Origin of the sequence: Paenibacillus sp. p3-SID867, from assembly GCF_025142895.1 — a bacterium.
Taxonomy (GTDB): Bacteria; Bacillota; Bacilli; order Paenibacillales; family Paenibacillaceae; genus Paenibacillus_AQ.
This window is the reverse complement of sequence record NZ_JAMBDM010000020.1, coordinates 1-17,859: the sequence shown is the minus strand read 5'-3', so window position 1 is coordinate 17,859 and position 17,859 is coordinate 1. Positions and strand designations below refer to the sequence as shown.

Here is a 17,859-nt window from a genome sequence, read left to right as displayed (position 1 = left end):
TAGACAACTTCAACGACAAGGGGGCTGTTTCATGGATTCATATCATTATCAAGGCAAGCTGGCGGTGGTCACCGGCGCTTCCTCTGGGATCGGCGAGGCGTATGCCAAAGAGCTGGCGGCACGAGGCTGCCATGTCGTACTGACCGCACGTTCAAAAGATAAGCTCGAAGTGTTGGCAGGCGAAATCAAACGCAAGTACGGCGTGCAGGCGTATGCCCTGCCAAGCGATTTGTCCAAAGCAGGTGCCCCGCGCCAACTAGCCCAATCCATGGGCGAACTCGGCCTTGCGGCCGATATTCTCATCAACAACGCAGGCTTCGGCACATACGGCCGTTTTGAGGATATGGATCCGGAGCGAGAGCAGGAAGAGATTATGCTGAACACCGCTGCGCTTGTCGACCTGACGCATCACTTTCTGCCCGGCATGCTGGGGCGCAAGGACGGAATCGTCGTCAACGTGGCTTCAATGGCCGCGTTTGTGCCGTGCGCCTATTCGGCTGTATACGGTGCTACCAAAGCATTCGTGTTATCTTTCACCGAAGCGCTATGGGCGGAAACCCGCGGACGCGGTGTCCGCGTACTTACCCTGTGCCCGGGAGCGACCGATACAGGTTTCTTCGATGCCGTCGGCACCCGGGACATGGCGGTGGGCAGCGCGCTGTCCACTCCGGAGAACGTTGTTCAAGCCGGATTTCGTGGAATCGACAGAGACAGCAGTTATATCGTCGACGGACGCAGCAATCATCTGGCAGCCCAGATGGGTCGTTTTCTTCCCCGGCGCAGAGTCGCTATGATCATGGAACGCATTTCGCGCCCCAAAGCACACTGAAGGGATGTGAGCAGTCGAATTGCTGACTTGCGTAATAATGAATCTGAGTTCTATCTATCATTTCAAACTTATCCGTATTTCCCATTAAACGGGACGCTGAAAACTTACCGTTCCTTGTGATAAGGTTCCCCGTAACACTCACAATGCTGATAATTCTTCTCTTTCTGCCTTAATGCTCCATTTTCACTTTCACAGCTCCCCTGATCTTAGAAGAGCTTCTCCAGCTTTATAAGCGGAGAAGCTCTTTCGCTATTCCTATAGTCCTTGATTATTGAGAGAATGACACCCCCTATGTCAATTTTGGGATAGGCTCGTTCGGTTATATTTTTCAGATAAATATAGGCAACAATAATAACAATTACGGCAAACACATTCCATAAAACAACGTACACCCATGATATAACCGGCGAGTGTAGGCCCGATGGTTACGCAAAAACGCCCTGTAGACGAGGGGTTTGAGCAAGATACACCTGGAAGTTAAAACTGGCTGTCGGCTATATTGAACGTGAATTTCAACAAACATGGGAGTGATATATATTTCTTGTTCTATTTTAAAAGAAATGATTAATTAAGCTAACGGGAAACGATAGCTCAAATAAAAGGAACCATGAGGCTGCAGCATAATTGAACGGCAACCTCGCTAAACGGGCAGCCGGTCATTGAATTATATGAAGAATCTCTGTTGAATCCATTTATTGTAGCATTTACAAACGAAATTAAAGTAGGGGAACTGGAAATCATGGGGAGTGCTGCGGCTTTTTCTTTTAATTCGAAAGGGGAATAAATAGAAATGAACGAGTAAATCGAAAACAATTTCAGTTACCACGCACCAAAGCCCGGACAACCGGAAATTTATCATGAGATTCGCAAGAAGGCCAAGGAGTTGACATACCTGCTTGATTAGAAGGCACCAGACAGCCGGGAGAAGTTGCAATGATGTCAGGGACAAGAAGTTTACCCCATTGAAAGTCGCTATTTTAGCGACTTTTTTATTTTATCGGTACAAGTTCTTGTCCCGAGCCATGGACAAAGAACTTATACATTTGTTGGTGCTCAGATTGCATGTGAATTAGCTGAAACATTTGAGATTCATTTGTCAGCAAGTCACAAAATTAACTATAAGCCTTTGCATATTATGGGTCGGAGTATTTTTTGTAATTTAACGCATTTGGAGTTATTACAGCTAAACGATCTAGTATTCTTGGGAAATGGTTGTATAAACAACCAGAGAGGGTTTACCGAAATACATTAAAACCACTCATTGATGCTAGGAAAATAAAATTACACTCTAAAACAATTATAATACAGGATTGGTTAAACCCCCCGAAAACTGGACACTGTACCTCTTTCAGTCTAGCGCAATAAGGGGTGTACTGCCCAAACTTGCTAGGGGGCTAAATAGTTAGCGGTAACTCAAATACGTTTAGCATGTTATTCAAAATACAAAATATGGTATTTAAGGAAAAATCAACAGAAGAAATTGCAAAAGTTTATACACAAAATTTTGATTTGCTGTTTCATGAAGTGCCTGTGCAAATCAATAGAGAAATCATTATTTATGAAAATGCATTTTCGGTAATAGGACTTATATCTTATTGGATTAATCTAACTTTATGTACTCAGCACAGTATATGACTGAACAAATGTTAAAGATAGCAGTCTTTAAACATAGTAGTAAATGTTAATCGAGCCCTGCACATACTTGGCACCAAGCAAATCGTATATTGCAAACGATGTGTCAGGGCCGGTACGCCAGGCCCAGTTATAGAGTTTGAGAATCTACTTGACAGGGACATCTCTAAATCGATATTGCCTTGGTGTAATGCCAACAAACTTTTTGAATTGGCGCATGAAGTGAGTGTCATTTTCGTAACCACAGGTACTAGCAATTTGATTTATTGACATCTCGCTGTGATCTAAAAGATATTTGGCGTGCTCTAGCCTCCCGTTAATCATATCGGTCATTACAGAACAACCAAATAACTGCTTGTAGATATGTTGGAAATAAGATTTACTCAAACTTAAACGTGCAGCCAGTTCAGTTACAGAAACGTTCTGGTGAGGAGAGCGATAGAGTTCATTACGTAATTCGTTAAATCGGATGTAATAATGATTCAGTTGATGAGGAGCCGTTCGTTCCCGCAAATCACTTAATTTCATGAAAAAGGACCGAAGATCGCAATCTATGATACGCTCACGCAACGTTCCGTTAAGCCGGTTCACATTCTGTAGTTCCTTGATGGACCTGGAAATCAGTAGCGGATCAGATGCTTCAATTGGAGTGTCCAGAGGGAAGTTTAGTTCTGTAAGAAATTCATTCATATTTTCGCCATAACAATGAAACCAGTCATTAATGAAAGGGCTCTTTATTTCGCAGTAAGCATGGGGAGTCTCAGGTTGAAAAAAGACAAAAGTATTCTTTTCGACGATCATCGTTTGCCCATTCAACTTCAACTCTGCATTGCTATTAAAGAATACAAAAGTGTAATGACCAGAACCTTTCGGACGATTTCTAATAATTCCTTCATGGTGGATGGTATGAAAACCGCATGAAATTAACTTCAGCATCCGTTCACGCTCCCAGCACAATAGGTCAGTTTTTGATGATTATAGTTTATTGTGGAGGATTATACAACGACCTATACTAATATAAACTACATCTTGATGAAAGGGGAACACATGGGGGACGATAGGAAGTATTGGGTGGATACCTTAGTTCGAATTACGCAGCCTGTTCTTAATTCATTATCGGAACGTCGGATGGTGTTAGATATGCCTATCGAAGCGAGAGAAGGTGATCGGTCCAATTACACATACTTGGAAGCATTAGGACGTACCTTAGCCGGAATGGCACCATGGCTCGAACATGGACCACGTTCTGGAGAGGAAGGAGAAATTCGATCTAACATGGCCGTTATGGCGAGGCAAGCCATCGAAGCGGCTACTGATCCAACTTCCCCGGATTATATGAATTTCACAAAAGGTGGACAGCCTTTAGTTGACGCAGCCTTCCTTGCCAACGCCGTTCTCCGTGCTCCAAACGAGCTGTATGCAATGCTTGGTGATAAAGTGAAAGCAAATCTGATTTCAGCTTTGAGATCTACGCGTGTGATCCGTCCGGTTTTTAGCAATTGGCTCTTATTTAGCGCCATGATTGAAGCCGCTCTGTTCCGAATGGGCGTAGAAGATTGGGATCGTATGCGTGTAGATTATGCTTTAAGACAACATCAGCAATGGTACAAAGGGGACGGTGTGTACGGAGATGGGCCAGCGTTCCACTGGGATTATTACAACAGCTTTGTCATTCAACCCATGTTGGTCGATATATTGGATGCAATAGGAGATCAATTTGAAGATTGGGCTACACTACAAGTCAAGGTGTTGAAAAGAGCAGTACGTTATGCTGCCATTTTGGAACGGTTAATATCACCTGAAGGGACCTTCCCGCCACTGGGCAGATCACTTGCTTATCGTTTCGGGGCATTCCAGCATCTGTCTTTAATGTCACTTAGGGAAGAACTTCCGGAAGGGCTGTTACCAGCTCAAGTCCGTTGCGCACTTACGGCCGTAATCAGGAAGCAGATTCAGATGCCGGGTACATTCGATGATTCCGGCTGGCTTCGCATTGGCTTTGCCGGCAGTCAACCTGAAATTGGAGAAGGGTATATTTCGACAGGCAGCTTATATCTGTGTACGACGGTATTTCTAGCGTTGGGGCTATCACCGGAAGCTGAATTCTGGCAAGGAGAGGCAGAGTGGACTGCGCTGAAAGCATGGTCTGGTGGAACAATTCAAATAGATAAAACAATCTCGGGAGAAATGTAGGCGTTTACAATAGGAGGGGAGAGATTAAGGATGACGGTCGAATCAAATTGGGTGCAAGAAGCATGGAATCAAACGAAGGCAAAAGTGAAGCATGTTCATCAGCGTATCGGAGATGGATTCCCACATGCAAGTCAAAATGGAGAATACCGATTGGAACCAGCCTCCTGGTGGACTGCTGGCTTCTGGCCTGGATTGCTGTGGCTTATTTATCAGGATACGCAAGATGAGGATTTGAAAGCATCCGCAGAATCATGCGAACGCCAGCTGGATGTATTATTGACCGATTCGAATAAAATAGATCACGATATTGGTTTCATGTGGACTTTAACAAGCGTAGCAAGATATAAAATTTTAGGATCAGATGATTCGAAGCGAAGGGCTTTACTTGCCGCCAACCTTCTCGCTGCGCGTTTTAACGTCCAAGGGAAATTCATCCGTGCGTGGAATGGTAAAGATGTTGCAGGTTGGGCCATTATCGACTGTCTGATGAATCTGCCACTGCTGTATTGGGCGTCAAACACAACAGGAGATCCGCGATACAAGCACGTCGCAACCAATCATGCGGATACCGTGTTAAAGCATTTTTATCGGACTGATGGATCGGTTGCCCATATTGTATCTTTTGACCCTGAAACCGGAGAAAAGCTTGAAGTGAAGGGAGGACAAGGCTACTCACCTGAATCAGCATGGTCACGTGGAGCGGCATGGGCGATCTATGGAATGAGCCTGAGCTACCATTACACAGGCAACCAACAATACTTGAATGGCGCCAAAAAAACAGCTCAATTTTTCTTAGCCAATCTACCACAAGATTATGTTCCTGTTTGGGATTTCCGTTCGTCTGAAGAGGGCCGTACGGTCCGTGACTCATCGGCTGGAGCCTGCGCAGCTTGTGGGCTTCTGCTTTTAGCAGAACAGGTTGACGGAGATGAGGCAAGGATCTATAGCGAAAGCGCGAAAAAAATACTGCATTCATTGTATACAAATTATGGAGCCTGGGAATCGAAAACGGAGGAAGGTCTTATTTTACATGGAACGAGTCATTACCCTGAAAAACAAAATGTCGATGTCCCATTGATTTACGGAGATTATTACTTTACGGAAGGAATCTCCTTATTGATGGGTAACCGAGATCGCTTCTGGTAAAGCAAATAAATAGGCTTGTGTTGGTTTCTGCTGAGAAGCAAAGCCAACATGAGTTTTTTTATTGCTCATTTTCGATCATCGAGAAGTTCCCGTTCTACTGGCCCGTTAAGGCCGCACCGCTAACTACCGGCGCTTTCGCTCCTGTTGTTGTTCCTGAGCATCTCGTAATGACGCTACTGTTCATGCCGTTAGTCAAACGCAGCCGGCCATTCGTATGGCCGCGGAAGAATCTGCTGTGAATTTCAGACTGGCTTACATGATGAAAGATAATGCTAGAATTTTATTCCCGATGCCTGTTGTAACGTTTACCGCGTCAATGAGTACTGGCTTCGTGCTGTCACTTAAATGAAGAAAGCCAGTAACTTTATATGGGCACCTTAGAGGTGAAAAGATGCCGTAATCCGCGTCGTTGAGCGAATTGATTGCGCTTGCAAGAAAAGTCAATTCCCGGAAATTCTTATCAGGGTCAGCTTATTTTTTGAACTTTTCCTTCTTGGTTTTCTTTAGCGCACACAACATATCATACGCCTTTACTTCGTTAAATAGATTGCTGCAAAAAGCGTTGATTGCCGGAAATTGCCCCAGCGCCTATGCTGACATTAACCGCTCCCGAGCAGACCGGAACACGGATGATCCGGGTGAACGGTAAACCAGCAGATGGAGGTGTGGGGGATGGCTTCCCGAATGGACACAGCCGGCAATAGACAAATAGAAAGCGATTACAAGATGAGCCAGGCTACGGAACGAAGACGAAGTATCTGGAAAGGCGTAAAGCGCGATCGCTTTTTGTATCTGCTTGCACTGCCGGGCATCGTGTTCTTTATCCTATTTAAGTATGTGCCAATGTGGGGAATCTTGATCTCGTTTCAAGATTATTCGCCTTATCAGGGGATGTGGGCAAGTCCGTGGATCGGTTTCGAACATTACATCCGTTTCTTTTCGAATCCCGACTTTCTGATCTTGTTCCGAAACACGATGGCGATCAATTTGCTGTCACTCATCTTTTTCTTCCCGCTGCCAATTTTGTTATCGGTCATGATGAATGAGCTGCGCGGCAACAAGTTCCGCAAAACGATTCAGTCGATTGTTTATCTGCCGCATTTTCTGTCTTGGGTCATTATCGTCGGTATTACGTTTCTTCTTCTGTCTACCGGCGAAGGCATCGTCAATCAGCTTCTAGTGGCAGCCGGTCTGAACAAGATCGACTTTTTGACCAATCCCAATTACTTCTGGGTTCTGTTGACCGTCCAGTCGATATGGAAAGATGCAGGCTGGGGTACGGTATTGTTCCTTGCCGCGATGGCCGGGATCGACCCGCAGTTGAACGAAGCAGCGAAGATCGACGGAGCGGGACGCTTGCGGCAGATCTGGCATATTACTCTGCCGGGCATCCGTTCGGTCGTAATCATTCTTCTTATTCTGCGGATTGGACATATTATGGACGTCGGCTTCGAGCAAGTCTTCCTGATGATGAACGGTGCCGTATCCGAAGTCGCAGATGTATTCGATACTTATGTGTATAGGCTAGGTATCAAGCAGGGGCAACTCAGTTTCAGTACTGCCGTCGGCGTGTTCAAATCGTTGGTAGGCCTGATCCTCGTTATCGGAGCGAACAAGCTAGCCAAGAAATTCGGCGAAGACGGTGTTTATTAAAAGGAAGGTTCATAGGTTCCAACCTGAGTAAAGAAAAGAAAGGAGGGCGGGTTTCCTATGCTCCAGTCCAAAATGGATCGTCTATTCAATGCAACTAATCTGTTTTTTCTAACTGTAATCGGCCTGGTCACGTTGTTTCCTTTGTATTACGTGCTGGTCGTGTCGTTCAGCGACCCGGCAGAATTCATTCGCAACAAAGCGACGCTTTTCCCGAAAAAGTGGAGTCTCGACTCTTACCGGTATTTGTTGTCCACCAATTCATTTATGCGCGCAATCGGCAACAGTGCGTTTCTGGCTACCGTCGGGACGATGCTCAGCTTATTTGTAACATCCTGTCTTTCTTATGCCCTGTCTCGGAGACGACTGCAGGGGCGGCGGGTCATGATGCTGTTGATTCTGCTGACAACGCTCTTCAATCCCGGTATTATTCCACCGTACCTGTTAATCCGCGATCTCCATTTGATCAACAGTACCTGGTCGTTGATTCTGCCGGTTCTAACCAGCGGGTGGTATGTATTATTGATGAAAGGTTTCTTTGACAGTATCCCCTCCAGCCTGGAAGAAGCGGCCCGTATTGACGGCTGCAACGATATCGGAGTCTGGTGGCGTATCATTTTGCCGCTGTCACTGCCGTCGCTGGCCGCATTTGGCCTGTTTTACGCTGTAGCGTACTGGAACACCTTCTTCACCGCGCTGCTCTATATCAACGATTTCAACAAGCAGCCTCTTCAAGTCCTACTGCAAAACATGCTGATCGACTCGTCGACGGCGTCAGGAGGAACGGCAGCGGTCGAGATAACCGCGGAGCAGCAGATTCCGTCGGAAACATTGAAAATGGCCGCCGTTGTAATCGCAACTGTTCCGATCCTCATGGTATATCCATTTTTGCAAAAACATTTCGCAAAAGGCGCGATGGTCGGTTCGGTGAAAGAGTAAGCGCTGGTACAGGCAAGCTGAATTATATATCCGAATAAAAGGGGAGATTCAAGTGAGAAAGAAAATAGGAGCGAAATTGGGGCTTGCAACCATTATGGCGCTGTCTCTGGTTACAGCGGCCTGCAGCAGTCAAAACGCGGAAAACGGCGTGCCGGAAGATGGAAAGCCGATGCCGGTCAGTATCATGTCGATGTATTTTACACCTGAACCGCCCGGAGAAGACAATGTGATCATTCAAGAGATCGAGAAGAGAACGAATACCGATCTCAATATCACGTGGGTATCACCGAACAGCTATGGCGACAAGGTAAACGTTACGCTGGCGTCGGGTGACATTCCCGATCTGATGCTGGTCGACGATCCTTTCTCGGCTCAGGTACGTACTATGGTGAAGCAGGGTGCGTTCTGGGATCTGACGCCTTTTATTCAAGACTACCCTAACCTGTCTGGGTTTCCGAAAGAGTCCTGGATCAACACCAAGCAGGCCGACGGCAAAAATTATGGGATTCCTCGGGTACGTCCGGTCGAAGGAGGCCCATTCCTGTTCCTGCGTAAAGATTGGCTGGACAATCTGGGCATGGAAATTCCGGAAACGACAGACGAATTTTACGAAGTGCTCAAAGCATTTACGAAAAACGACCCGGACGGCAATGGTAAAGACGATACGATCGGATTCACAGGATTAGTCAATCAAAGTAATATGGGCAGCTATGGGGCAATCGTCAGTGCATTCACGCAAAATACCGGAGATTGGAAAGATGTCGACGGCAAGCTGGTCAACGTTAACCTGTTGCCGGAAATGCGCGATGCTCTGGAATGGTTAAGCAAAGCTTATGCTGAAGGGTTGATCTCGGAAGATATCGCCGTTCTGAAAGAGAGCCAGACCAAGGATCAGCTGAATGCGGGCCGTGCGGGCGCTGCCGTCAACACCGTCGAAGCGGCGTGGGAGCCAATGGAAGCGAATCTGAAGAGCAACCCGGACGCGGATTTTCTGCCGCTTGTCTCAATGAACGGCTGGACCAACAAAGACGGCGGATTCTTCGGGATGTTTGTGATTCCCAAAACGGTATCGGAAGAAAAAATGAAAAAACTGCTTGAACTGATGGACTACGGCGCATCGGAAGAAGGCGGAACGCTGGCCAGCTACGGTCTGGAAGGGGTTCATTATACGGAAGAGAACGGAATCAAGATGGCGACGGAGAAGGCCAAGACCGATATCGTCGGCTCGCAGGCGCTTGGTCAAATCTTCATGAATTATGACAAATATATGCGCGCGTATCGGGGCGGTATGCCGCTGGAGATTTTTGAGCGGAACAAAAAAATCATCGACGAGCGTGCAGAAATAAGTGTTCCTGACAGAGCGATTGGATTGTATTCGGAAACGAATATTTCGGTGGGGCCTGAGCTGGCGAAGAATATTCAGGATATGAAAACCAAGATTATACTCGGCAAGCTGTCGCTGTCGGACTGGGACAAATTTGTTGAGAAATTGAAAAACGATTCAGATCTGCAAAAAATTACGGACGAGATGAATCAGGCTTATGCCGACCGTCAAGCGGAGCAATAAGCGGCTGGCTGAAGTATTCCGAAAAAGGTGCATGTAAACAGGGGAGTCTCCGGAAGCGGGGGCTCTATTGTATATGTTCCCTTTCTTATAAAATGATGTAATATGTAGACTGTTAATAGTGTATAGAGAAAAGGGGGAGCAGGAGTGACTGATATTCGAAGCTGGCTAAATTTTCGGTTGACGAGTCGAAGCCGGGAAGGAAGAGGACGCTTTTATCGTTACAGCCTGATCCTGGCACTGTGCATGTCGAGTATTCCAACAGCGGTTATCGGCTTCTCGTCTTATGTGCTCGGTACGCAGCACATCGAACGCGAGGTGATGAGCAGCCACCGGGCACTCGTTAAACGCTCGGCAGAAAGCATGGACGAACTGTTCGTGCAGGTGGAACAGTCTGCGGCCCGTTGGGCGCTAGATCCGAGACTTGACGGTGATCTGAGAAGAGCAAATCTTCGTATGGAATACCAGAGAACCCAGGAGCTGTATCGCTTTCTGGGACTGATGAAAGCGTCTTATCCGGAGCTGAAAGACGCACAGCTGCTGCTTGCTCGTAACGAGCCGCTTTTGCTGTCGGATACAGAAGGGTTAAGGAAGATCTCGTTCACAGAAGATAGTAAGCGGTTTCAGAGTATTGTTGATGCCCCGTCCGCTTTGTATTGGCTGGATAATTTTCGCTGGACGGCTTCCGAGAACGGAGAGGTCGTATTAGTCCGGAAGCTGCCCGCTTACGGAGATCCTTATGGAGCCCTTCTATTGAACATGGACAGAGATAAAATTGAAGAACGGATGCGCCGGGTATCGTTCGATGATAAAGGCGCTTCCTTTCTATATGCAAGTTCCGGACCACCCATAGTCCGCATGTCGGATGTGCCGTCGGATGATCCGATGCGAACCCCGACTTTCGAATCCGCGCTGCGTGAGGAGCTTCGAACTCAGGTCTCGGACACACCGGACTCGTATCTGTTCAAATGGCAGGGCAAAACCTACTCCGTTTCCCATAGCCAACTACATCGTCCGGGGGTTGAATGGACTTATGTGACGGTGTCGCCTTTAGAAATGCTAACTCGTCCTGTCGTGCTGCTCTCACGTTCGCTGCTCACCGTGAGTTTGGCCGGTATGCTGCTGGCGCTGCTGATCGCCTGGTTGGCTTCGCATCGATTGCACCGGCCAATAGGTCGATTGGTACAAATCCTAGGCAGCCAGTTTTCACCGGCGCTCGGTCAGCCTTCGGGGGACAGGGCCGTCCGGACGGTAGAATCACCTGAACAAGAAAAAGGCCTGAGCGGACTGCTGCGGAAAATCAGCATAAGCCAGCGTTCCAAAAACGGACCTGACGGTACCGGAATAGAGAACAATATGCATCCCTACGACGAGCTGGACTATATCGAGACGAGTTGGCGCGGTCTATCCGATGCCAAAAGAGAAGCCGAAGCCCGGCTTGAACACACGTATCCCGAATTGAGATCGGCCTTTTTGATGCAGCTGATGCAGGGGCATTATCAGACATTGAGCGAGCGAGAACTGCTGTCGCGAATGGAAAGATTCGGATGGTCGATCCATCCCGACGAGCGGATGTTAGTTTTCTTGCTGCAGGTCGGCGTGCTATCACCACCGGAATCGAAGTTCCGCGAAGAAGATGAACTTCTGATGACGTTCGCTGCCGCCAACGTAGCCCGTGAATTTGTGGAGCAGCGTACAAAACGTGCAATCGTTGTAAATTTTCAGGATTCGACCGCTGCCGTGCTGATTCCTTATTCCATGGGTGAAAGCGGCGTGACAGCCGAGACGGATCGAGAACATACGTACGATTTGCAAAGTTCAGCCGATAAGATCCAAGGTGATACTGCAAATGAAGAGGGCGCTGTACAGCGGTTGAACGTACTGGGGAAAGCGCTGGCGGGAGAATTGGCAGGTACGGTACGCTCTGTGCTGCGGCTGCAGACCCTAGTGTGCACAGGCAGTGCTTCCGGAATTCTGGAAGTGCCGGAGCTGCTTCATTCTCTGCGAGCTGCGCTGCGTCATATTCAGCATGACGAAGATTGTCGGGTTCTGCATCTGGATGAATGGATGCCGGATCTTGATGGGCAGAGCACTTATCCATTCGAGCTCGAACGTGAGCTACTCCGCAGTGTCAAGCTTGGCCAAATCGAGGAAGCGGCCCGGCTGACGGATGAATTTATCGATGAGCTGGCACGCCGAGCGGCCTCGAAGCCGGAAATGCGTAATCTGACTTTGCATCTGCTCGGCAGCCTGCTGCACACGATGATGGAGAACGGCGCTCCATCCGAGCACGTCGACTTTATGGGACTGTATGAACGTCTTGCCACTATACGCCAGCCCAAAGCAATGGCCGCCTTTATGCGTACACAGGTATTGGAACCTTATGGCCGCGAGATCGATGGTAGCGATCGACTGTATGCTGATCGTCTCGCCGAACGAGTCAAGGAGGAGATCGAACGTGATTATACGGCAGATTTCTCTCTGGAGAGCTGTGCGGAACGTTTTGGCGTCAGTTCTTATACGCTCAGCCGCTCATTCAAGCAGGCTCACGGGAAAAACTTCGTCGATTATGTGATGGAACTTCGTCTTGAACGGGGCTGTGAGCTGCTGTGCACGACCGATCTCAAAGTGAACGAGATCGCCGAGTCGGTCGGTTATCATCCCTCGTATTTTATCCGGCTGTTCCGCAAGCAGAAAGGCATGACGCCCGGGCAGTACCGAATGAAGAAAAACGGATAAGTAAAGCGTCGTGCTGGAACACGACTCCTAAGCACAATAACTGCATAAAGAGCAGTCTGCCACAGTAGTTAGTACGAGAAATAAGACCGTTACCTTAGTGCGGGCAGTCTATTTCTTTTCATGTAGGTGAGCAAATGAAATACCATTAAAATACTATAAATATCTAGTATACATACGAAAAGTATATGAGAATGTAAGAGGCAATAGATGGAGCAATTTGTGTCGAGGGACAAGAACTCGGTCCCATAGAAAGTCGCTAATTTAGCGGCTTTTTTGTTTTATCGGTACAAGTTCTTGTACCGAGTCGAGGATAAGAACTTGAGCCGATTACTAATTAGATAAGTATCTAATTACATTTCCATACAATTTCATTAAGCTAACGGGCAGGATGCAGTGAAACCTGATATTATTTGTTTGTTGCTTACCGATAATAATACAGTTAAATTCAGTCAGTCATCAGGTCCTCACACTAAATATGCACCTAATGAAACCCTCTACAGAAACATAAATTTAATTTATTTAGGAACAGAAAGAGCCCCTCAGTTAGACGAGCCTCTTTTTTATAAAACTCTATTTACGAACGATGAAATTGTATTAACTGGAAACTATTTTTTATATTGTGCTAATCTGTCTAATAGTGGACTCCATTTAGAGAGAGGGATGTTACTTGAGAAGAAACGTACTCTACATTGAAGACAATGAGAAAATTGGCAGTTGGGTAAAAGAAGAGTTGGAACAGCGAGGGTTTTCAGTTCAGTGGCTGCTAACGGGTGAAGGAGCCGAAAGAGAAGTGAATCAGCATGAAATCGTTATTTTGGATATCATGTTACCCGGTTTAGACGGATTTACTGTGGGAAGACGATTAAAGAAGGCAGCTCCTGCTATTCCTATTTTGCTGTTAACTGCTCGAACATCGATAGATGATAAAGTAGATGGTTTACAATTTGCTGATGACTACTTAACGAAACCATTCCATACGGATGAATTAGTTGCAAGATTAGAAGTATTAATCCGTCGTAATGGTGGAACAAAATCCGAACGCATTTCATTAAGAAATCAGATTGAAGTAGATCCAGAAGGTCAAATGATATTTGACAAACGCACAGGAGAAGAAATTATATTAACAGGGAAACAGCATCAAATCTTAATGTACTTCTTACGCCACCCTAATCAAGTTTTACCAAAAGAACAAATTTATGAAGCTATTTGGGAAGAAGCTTATATAACAGGTGATAAAACATTAATGGTGCATATCCATCGACTGCGTCAAAAGCTGGAACGTCATCCGGATTCCCCAGAGATTATTGAAACGTTGAAGGGAATAGGCTATCGGGTGAAACTATGAAGCAGACTAGATCATTATTTCGTCGTTTTCTAAAAGTGCATTTTCTATTTATCTTTTTACCTCCCATTGTGCTTATTTTCGTCAGTGCGTTTTTTGGGTTTTCAGATAATAATGAAAAAAATCTGAATACGTTAAATCTGTTTTACGTTACCGTGCTATTGTTTGGGTTTATTATTGTCGCATTTGTTATCTTATCTTGGCAGTTCTTCTTGAAACTTCAAAAACGTCTCGCCCGCTTACAGGAAGTCATGTCATTTTCAGCTAAAAATAATTCATTTCCTAAACCCATATCTGTTCAATCGGATCGTATGGATGAGATAGACCTGTTAGGAATGTCTTTTAATTGGATGATTCAGCAGCTTGAAGACAGTCGCAAGCGAGCATTCGAAGAAGAATTATTACGACATCGACTCATTGCGAATTTATCTCACGACTTACGAACGCCACTTACCATTTTGAGAGGACATGTCACCCGTTTAAATAAAGAATCCATGAGTTTAGAAGGACAAAACTCGTTAACAGAGATCAACCATACGATTACAAGAGTCGGAGATCTAATGGATGATTTACTGTCCTATACATTGCTTACATCAGGGAAACATCCTTTTGGGCCCGTTTCAACAGATATTGTACGTTTAGTAAGAGCATCTGTTGCTGCGTGGTATCCTGTGTTTGAAGAAAAAGAAATTCAGCTCGATGTTGATTTACCGGCAGAGGAGACTTTTTATTGGGTAGCAGATCCTAATTGGGTGACACGAGTTTTGGATAATTTATTTCAAAATATTCTTCGCCATGCAGCAGAGGGAAAATATGCAAACATTGTAGTTGATGTCGAAAAAGAACAGATCATTGTTGCAGACAGAGGTCCCGGTTTGGATAACTCTTCCTATGAGCGTGGGGCGGGGATTGGTTTATCGACTTGTCATTATATGTTGAAAAAAATGAATCTGAAAGCGAACTTTACATCAAATGAAAATGGCACAAGAGTAGCTATTGCTAGGGCTTAACCTAAAGGTAATCCAGAATTAAACCACATGATATCTGTGATGTAACTTTGCTTCTATATAATTGGAACCATAACAGAAAGGAAGTGTTATGGTTGCTTACCATTAATAACTTAGTCAAATATCGCGGAACTCAGCAAATCTTATCAGGTATCAGTTTTAAAGCAAGACCTGGTAGAGTGACTGGTTTTTTAGGTCCGAATGGGGCAGGGAAAAGTTCTACACTACGCATCCTGCTTGGATTAGATCGTGCCACCTCAGGGAGTGCACTCATTAATGGCAAGCCATTCGCAGAATTACATAATCCTCTAGCAACAGTAGGTGCCGCACTGGATGGATCTGGAGCTCATCGTAGGCGAACAGGAAGGGCCCATTTACGTTGGATTGCTCATGCCGCAGGATTGCCTCGTTCACGTGTTGAGGAAGTTCTGGAAATCGTAGGTCTTAGTAATGCAGCTGACAAAAGAGTTGGGAATTATTCGCTTGGTATGGGGAGAAGACTTGGAATGGCGGCTGCACTACTGGGTAATCCCCCAATATTGGTTCTAGATGAACCCGTAAATGGGCTTGACCCGGAAGGAATTCGATGGATCCGGACATTTCTACGTGAACGCGCCGAGTCCGGAAACACGGTGTTGCTATCCAGTCATCTCATGGGGGAGCTTGCAGAGACGGTTGATGATGTGGTGATTATTAAGCATGGAAAAATTGTTGCAGATGGAACTTTGGAAGAAGTAATAGGTTACCACTTCTCGCTGGAGGAAGCCTTTTTTGCCCTGACATCTGACAAAGCAGGTGATGTTGTATGAGAACATTCAACGCGGAACTATCTAAATTGTTCTCTCTGCCGGGCATTTGGCTTGCCTTTCTTATTGGAGCATTTGCCCCTGCGGTCATAGCTGCCTTAGACAGCATAGCACAAAAAGAGGATATTATAGCTGGAATTAGCACACGGCTATTGGAAGTTGGCTATATTGGATTAGCTCTTGGTGTACAAGGTGTCATCATTCTTGGTGTGCTTGCTGTCAGTAGCGAGTATTTGACAGAGAGCAGTGAATCTGGTGGAGGACAACAGATTACAACAAGTTTAACGGTTATTTCATCAAGGCTGCATTTTTTGCTGGCAAAAGCAGGCGCTGTGACAGTAATCAGTATACTGCTTTGTATTGTTGCTATAATGACAACTGTGTCAGCCACGCATCTTGTTCTTGGTCAGTATACCCCTGCATTTGAATGGTCTAAACTGCTCGGTGCAGTTTGTTACTGGACATTCACTGCTCTTTTAGCATTTGGGATTACTGTTCTCACTAAGAATGGCACTATTCCGCTTGCTGTGCTCATCATCAATACATCCGTTGTATCATTTAGTTTCTTGCTTTCTAAGGTTACAAAGTTAGCGTTATACTTACCGGATCGGGCTGGCCTTGAAATGTTTATGTTTCTGAGCGACAGATTTCTCACCCCGTTCACAGGCGGCTTAGTCATGTCTGCCTGGGTAGTCGTTCTTTTCATTGCTGCAGCTATTGTATTCCATAGGAGGGACGTTGCAGCATGAGTGTCCCTTCTAGTAGAAAGATTACACAAATCCTTCGTGCTGAACTGGATAAATTAGTAACATTACCATTGATGTGGCTCACCCTTATGGGTACGTTCATTCTTAATTTACTATTAGCCGCAGCTTTTACTTCTATTGGTCTACAAGGGGCAGCAGGGACGCAAAGTATACTGAATATAGGGCTTGCTTCGATGGGGCATCTTCAAGCAGGATTCATTATTCTTGGGATCATAGCTACTTGTTCGGAGTATACCGGTGGACAGATTCGAACGACGTTAGCTACGATACCTTGGCGTGGGATTCAATTATCCATGAAGCATTTGGCATTGGCAATCATAACCGTTCCCGCGGCCTTTATTATTGCTGCATCCGGTGTACTATATACTTTTATGATGATGAGAGACACAGCAGCAGTGATTGATATAGACACAACGATAGAAGCATTAGCAGGTGCAACAGGCTATCTAACGTTAACCACGCTTCTGAGTGCAGCTATAGGTGCTTTATTAAGACGAACCACTCCTGCTTTAGTGGTACTGCTTGGTTATTATTTCATTGTCAGTCCATTGTCGAGAGATTTTCTACCTGGTGTTAAAAATTATTTTCCCGATACGGCAGGATATTATATGTATATGCCGCCTTCCTCTGATGAAATAAATGTCCTTACACCAATGCAAGGGACAGGGATTATAATGATATGGACACTGATTTTTATTACAGTAGCTATTGTATTTTACCGTAAACGAGATGCCTGAGTTTAGATTTCATCAATTCAAACATATAACGGTAGTGATTGTTTAAGGTGGTGGGCTAATGACAACGGAGGCACTAGTAACACTTAAAGAAGTTTCAAAAAAATATGGAAATAGAGATGTGTTCACAGTTAAGTGTTACAAATAGTATAGGGGAGGTGGAAAGTGAATTTATTATTTTGGATTACTATTGCTTTCATCATCATTGGATTCGTTATTCTTGCTTTTATAAGAAGAAATGTGAAAAGTAAGAATATTACATCCGCCAAAGCCATAGTTTGGTTTATAGTGGGGACCACAGTTTGGGGGATAACTAGTATTTTTCTTGTTGTGAGGTTTTTTGGTCAATTTAGTGAGTTTTGACAATGGTTTTAGAGAGAAGCATTTCATTTTTGTGAAGAAAAATACTTAAACTATCAGGTCCGTTAATTGAATTTCGGAGACAGCTGTCGAGGGACAAGAACATGGTCCCATGGAAAGTCGCTACTTTAGCGGCTTTTTTGTTTTATCG

13 protein-coding genes are annotated in these 17,859 nt (G+C 45.5%); 12 read left to right on the top strand and 1 reads right to left on the bottom strand.

All coding sequences use genetic code 11. The annotated features are described in order from the left end of the window. Positions 1-31 precede the first annotated feature (31 nt). Complete coding sequence (locus M4D81_RS28640; RefSeq protein ID WP_260068921.1) at positions 32-829, top strand: SDR family NAD(P)-dependent oxidoreductase; 798 nt, start codon at positions 32-34, stop codon at positions 827-829. Between the two features lie 1,779 nt (positions 830-2,608). On the opposite strand, the gene M4D81_RS28635 is transcribed toward M4D81_RS28640, so the two are convergent. Further along, a complete protein-coding gene (locus tag M4D81_RS28635) occupies positions 2,609-3,397 on the bottom strand; it encodes a helix-turn-helix transcriptional regulator (RefSeq protein WP_260068920.1) in 789 nt (262 codons plus the stop codon). A gap of 111 nt (positions 3,398-3,508) precedes the next feature. On the opposite strand from M4D81_RS28635, the gene M4D81_RS28630 reads away from it, so the two are divergent. The 11 genes from M4D81_RS28630 to M4D81_RS28580 all read left to right on the top strand — a co-directional run bounded on the left by M4D81_RS28630 (position 3,509) and on the right by M4D81_RS28580 (position 17,351). Continuing rightward, positions 3,509-4,654 carry a DUF2264 domain-containing protein gene (locus tag M4D81_RS28630; protein ID WP_260068919.1) on the top strand — a complete coding sequence of 382 codons (1,146 nt, stop codon included), beginning with the start codon at positions 3,509-3,511 and terminating at the stop codon, positions 4,652-4,654. A 30-nt stretch (positions 4,655-4,684) separates the two neighbouring features. Further along, positions 4,685-5,800, top strand: coding sequence for a glycoside hydrolase family 88 protein (locus tag M4D81_RS28625; protein ID WP_260068918.1), 1,116 nt, complete (start codon positions 4,685-4,687; stop codon positions 5,798-5,800). 726 nt (positions 5,801-6,526) lie between these two features. After that, positions 6,527-7,453 (top strand): ABC transporter permease, encoded by a 927-nt coding sequence (locus M4D81_RS28620; protein ID WP_260068989.1) that lies wholly within the window; start codon positions 6,527-6,529, stop codon positions 7,451-7,453. A gap of 57 nt (positions 7,454-7,510) precedes the next feature. Beyond that, on the top strand, positions 7,511-8,389 hold the full coding sequence (locus M4D81_RS28615) for a carbohydrate ABC transporter permease (RefSeq protein WP_260068917.1): 879 nt from the start codon (positions 7,511-7,513) through the stop codon (positions 8,387-8,389). Between the two features lie 52 nt (positions 8,390-8,441). Beyond that, on the top strand, positions 8,442-9,956 hold the full coding sequence (locus tag M4D81_RS28610; RefSeq protein WP_260068916.1) for an extracellular solute-binding protein: 1,515 nt from the start codon (positions 8,442-8,444) through the stop codon (positions 9,954-9,956). A 144-nt stretch (positions 9,957-10,100) separates the two neighbouring features. Continuing rightward, the gene (locus M4D81_RS28605) at positions 10,101-12,692 is read left to right on the top strand and encodes a helix-turn-helix transcriptional regulator (RefSeq protein WP_260068915.1); all 2,592 of its coding nucleotides are present in this window, start codon (positions 10,101-10,103) and stop codon (positions 12,690-12,692) included. Between the two features lie 667 nt (positions 12,693-13,359). Continuing rightward, positions 13,360-14,037, top strand: coding sequence for a response regulator transcription factor (locus tag M4D81_RS28600; RefSeq protein ID WP_260068914.1), 678 nt, complete (start codon positions 13,360-13,362; stop codon positions 14,035-14,037). Further along, complete coding sequence (locus M4D81_RS28595; RefSeq protein ID WP_260068913.1) at positions 14,034-15,044, top strand: HAMP domain-containing sensor histidine kinase; 1,011 nt, start codon at positions 14,034-14,036, stop codon at positions 15,042-15,044. The genes M4D81_RS28600 and M4D81_RS28595 overlap by 4 nt, the downstream gene beginning before the upstream one ends. 92 nt (positions 15,045-15,136) lie before the next feature. Continuing rightward, on the top strand, positions 15,137-15,850 hold the full coding sequence (locus tag M4D81_RS28590) for an ABC transporter ATP-binding protein (RefSeq protein WP_260068912.1): 714 nt from the start codon (positions 15,137-15,139) through the stop codon (positions 15,848-15,850). Beyond that, positions 15,847-16,596: an ABC transporter permease gene (locus M4D81_RS28585; RefSeq protein ID WP_260068911.1), complete on the top strand. Its 750-nt coding sequence runs from the start codon at positions 15,847-15,849 to the stop codon at positions 16,594-16,596. Before M4D81_RS28590 ends, M4D81_RS28585 begins: the two co-directional genes overlap by 4 nt. Continuing rightward, entirely contained in the window at positions 16,593-17,351 is a 759-nt protein-coding gene (locus M4D81_RS28580) for an ABC transporter permease (RefSeq protein WP_260068910.1), read from the top strand. Before M4D81_RS28585 ends, M4D81_RS28580 begins: the two co-directional genes overlap by 4 nt. The last annotated feature ends 508 nt before the right edge of the window (positions 17,352-17,859 follow it).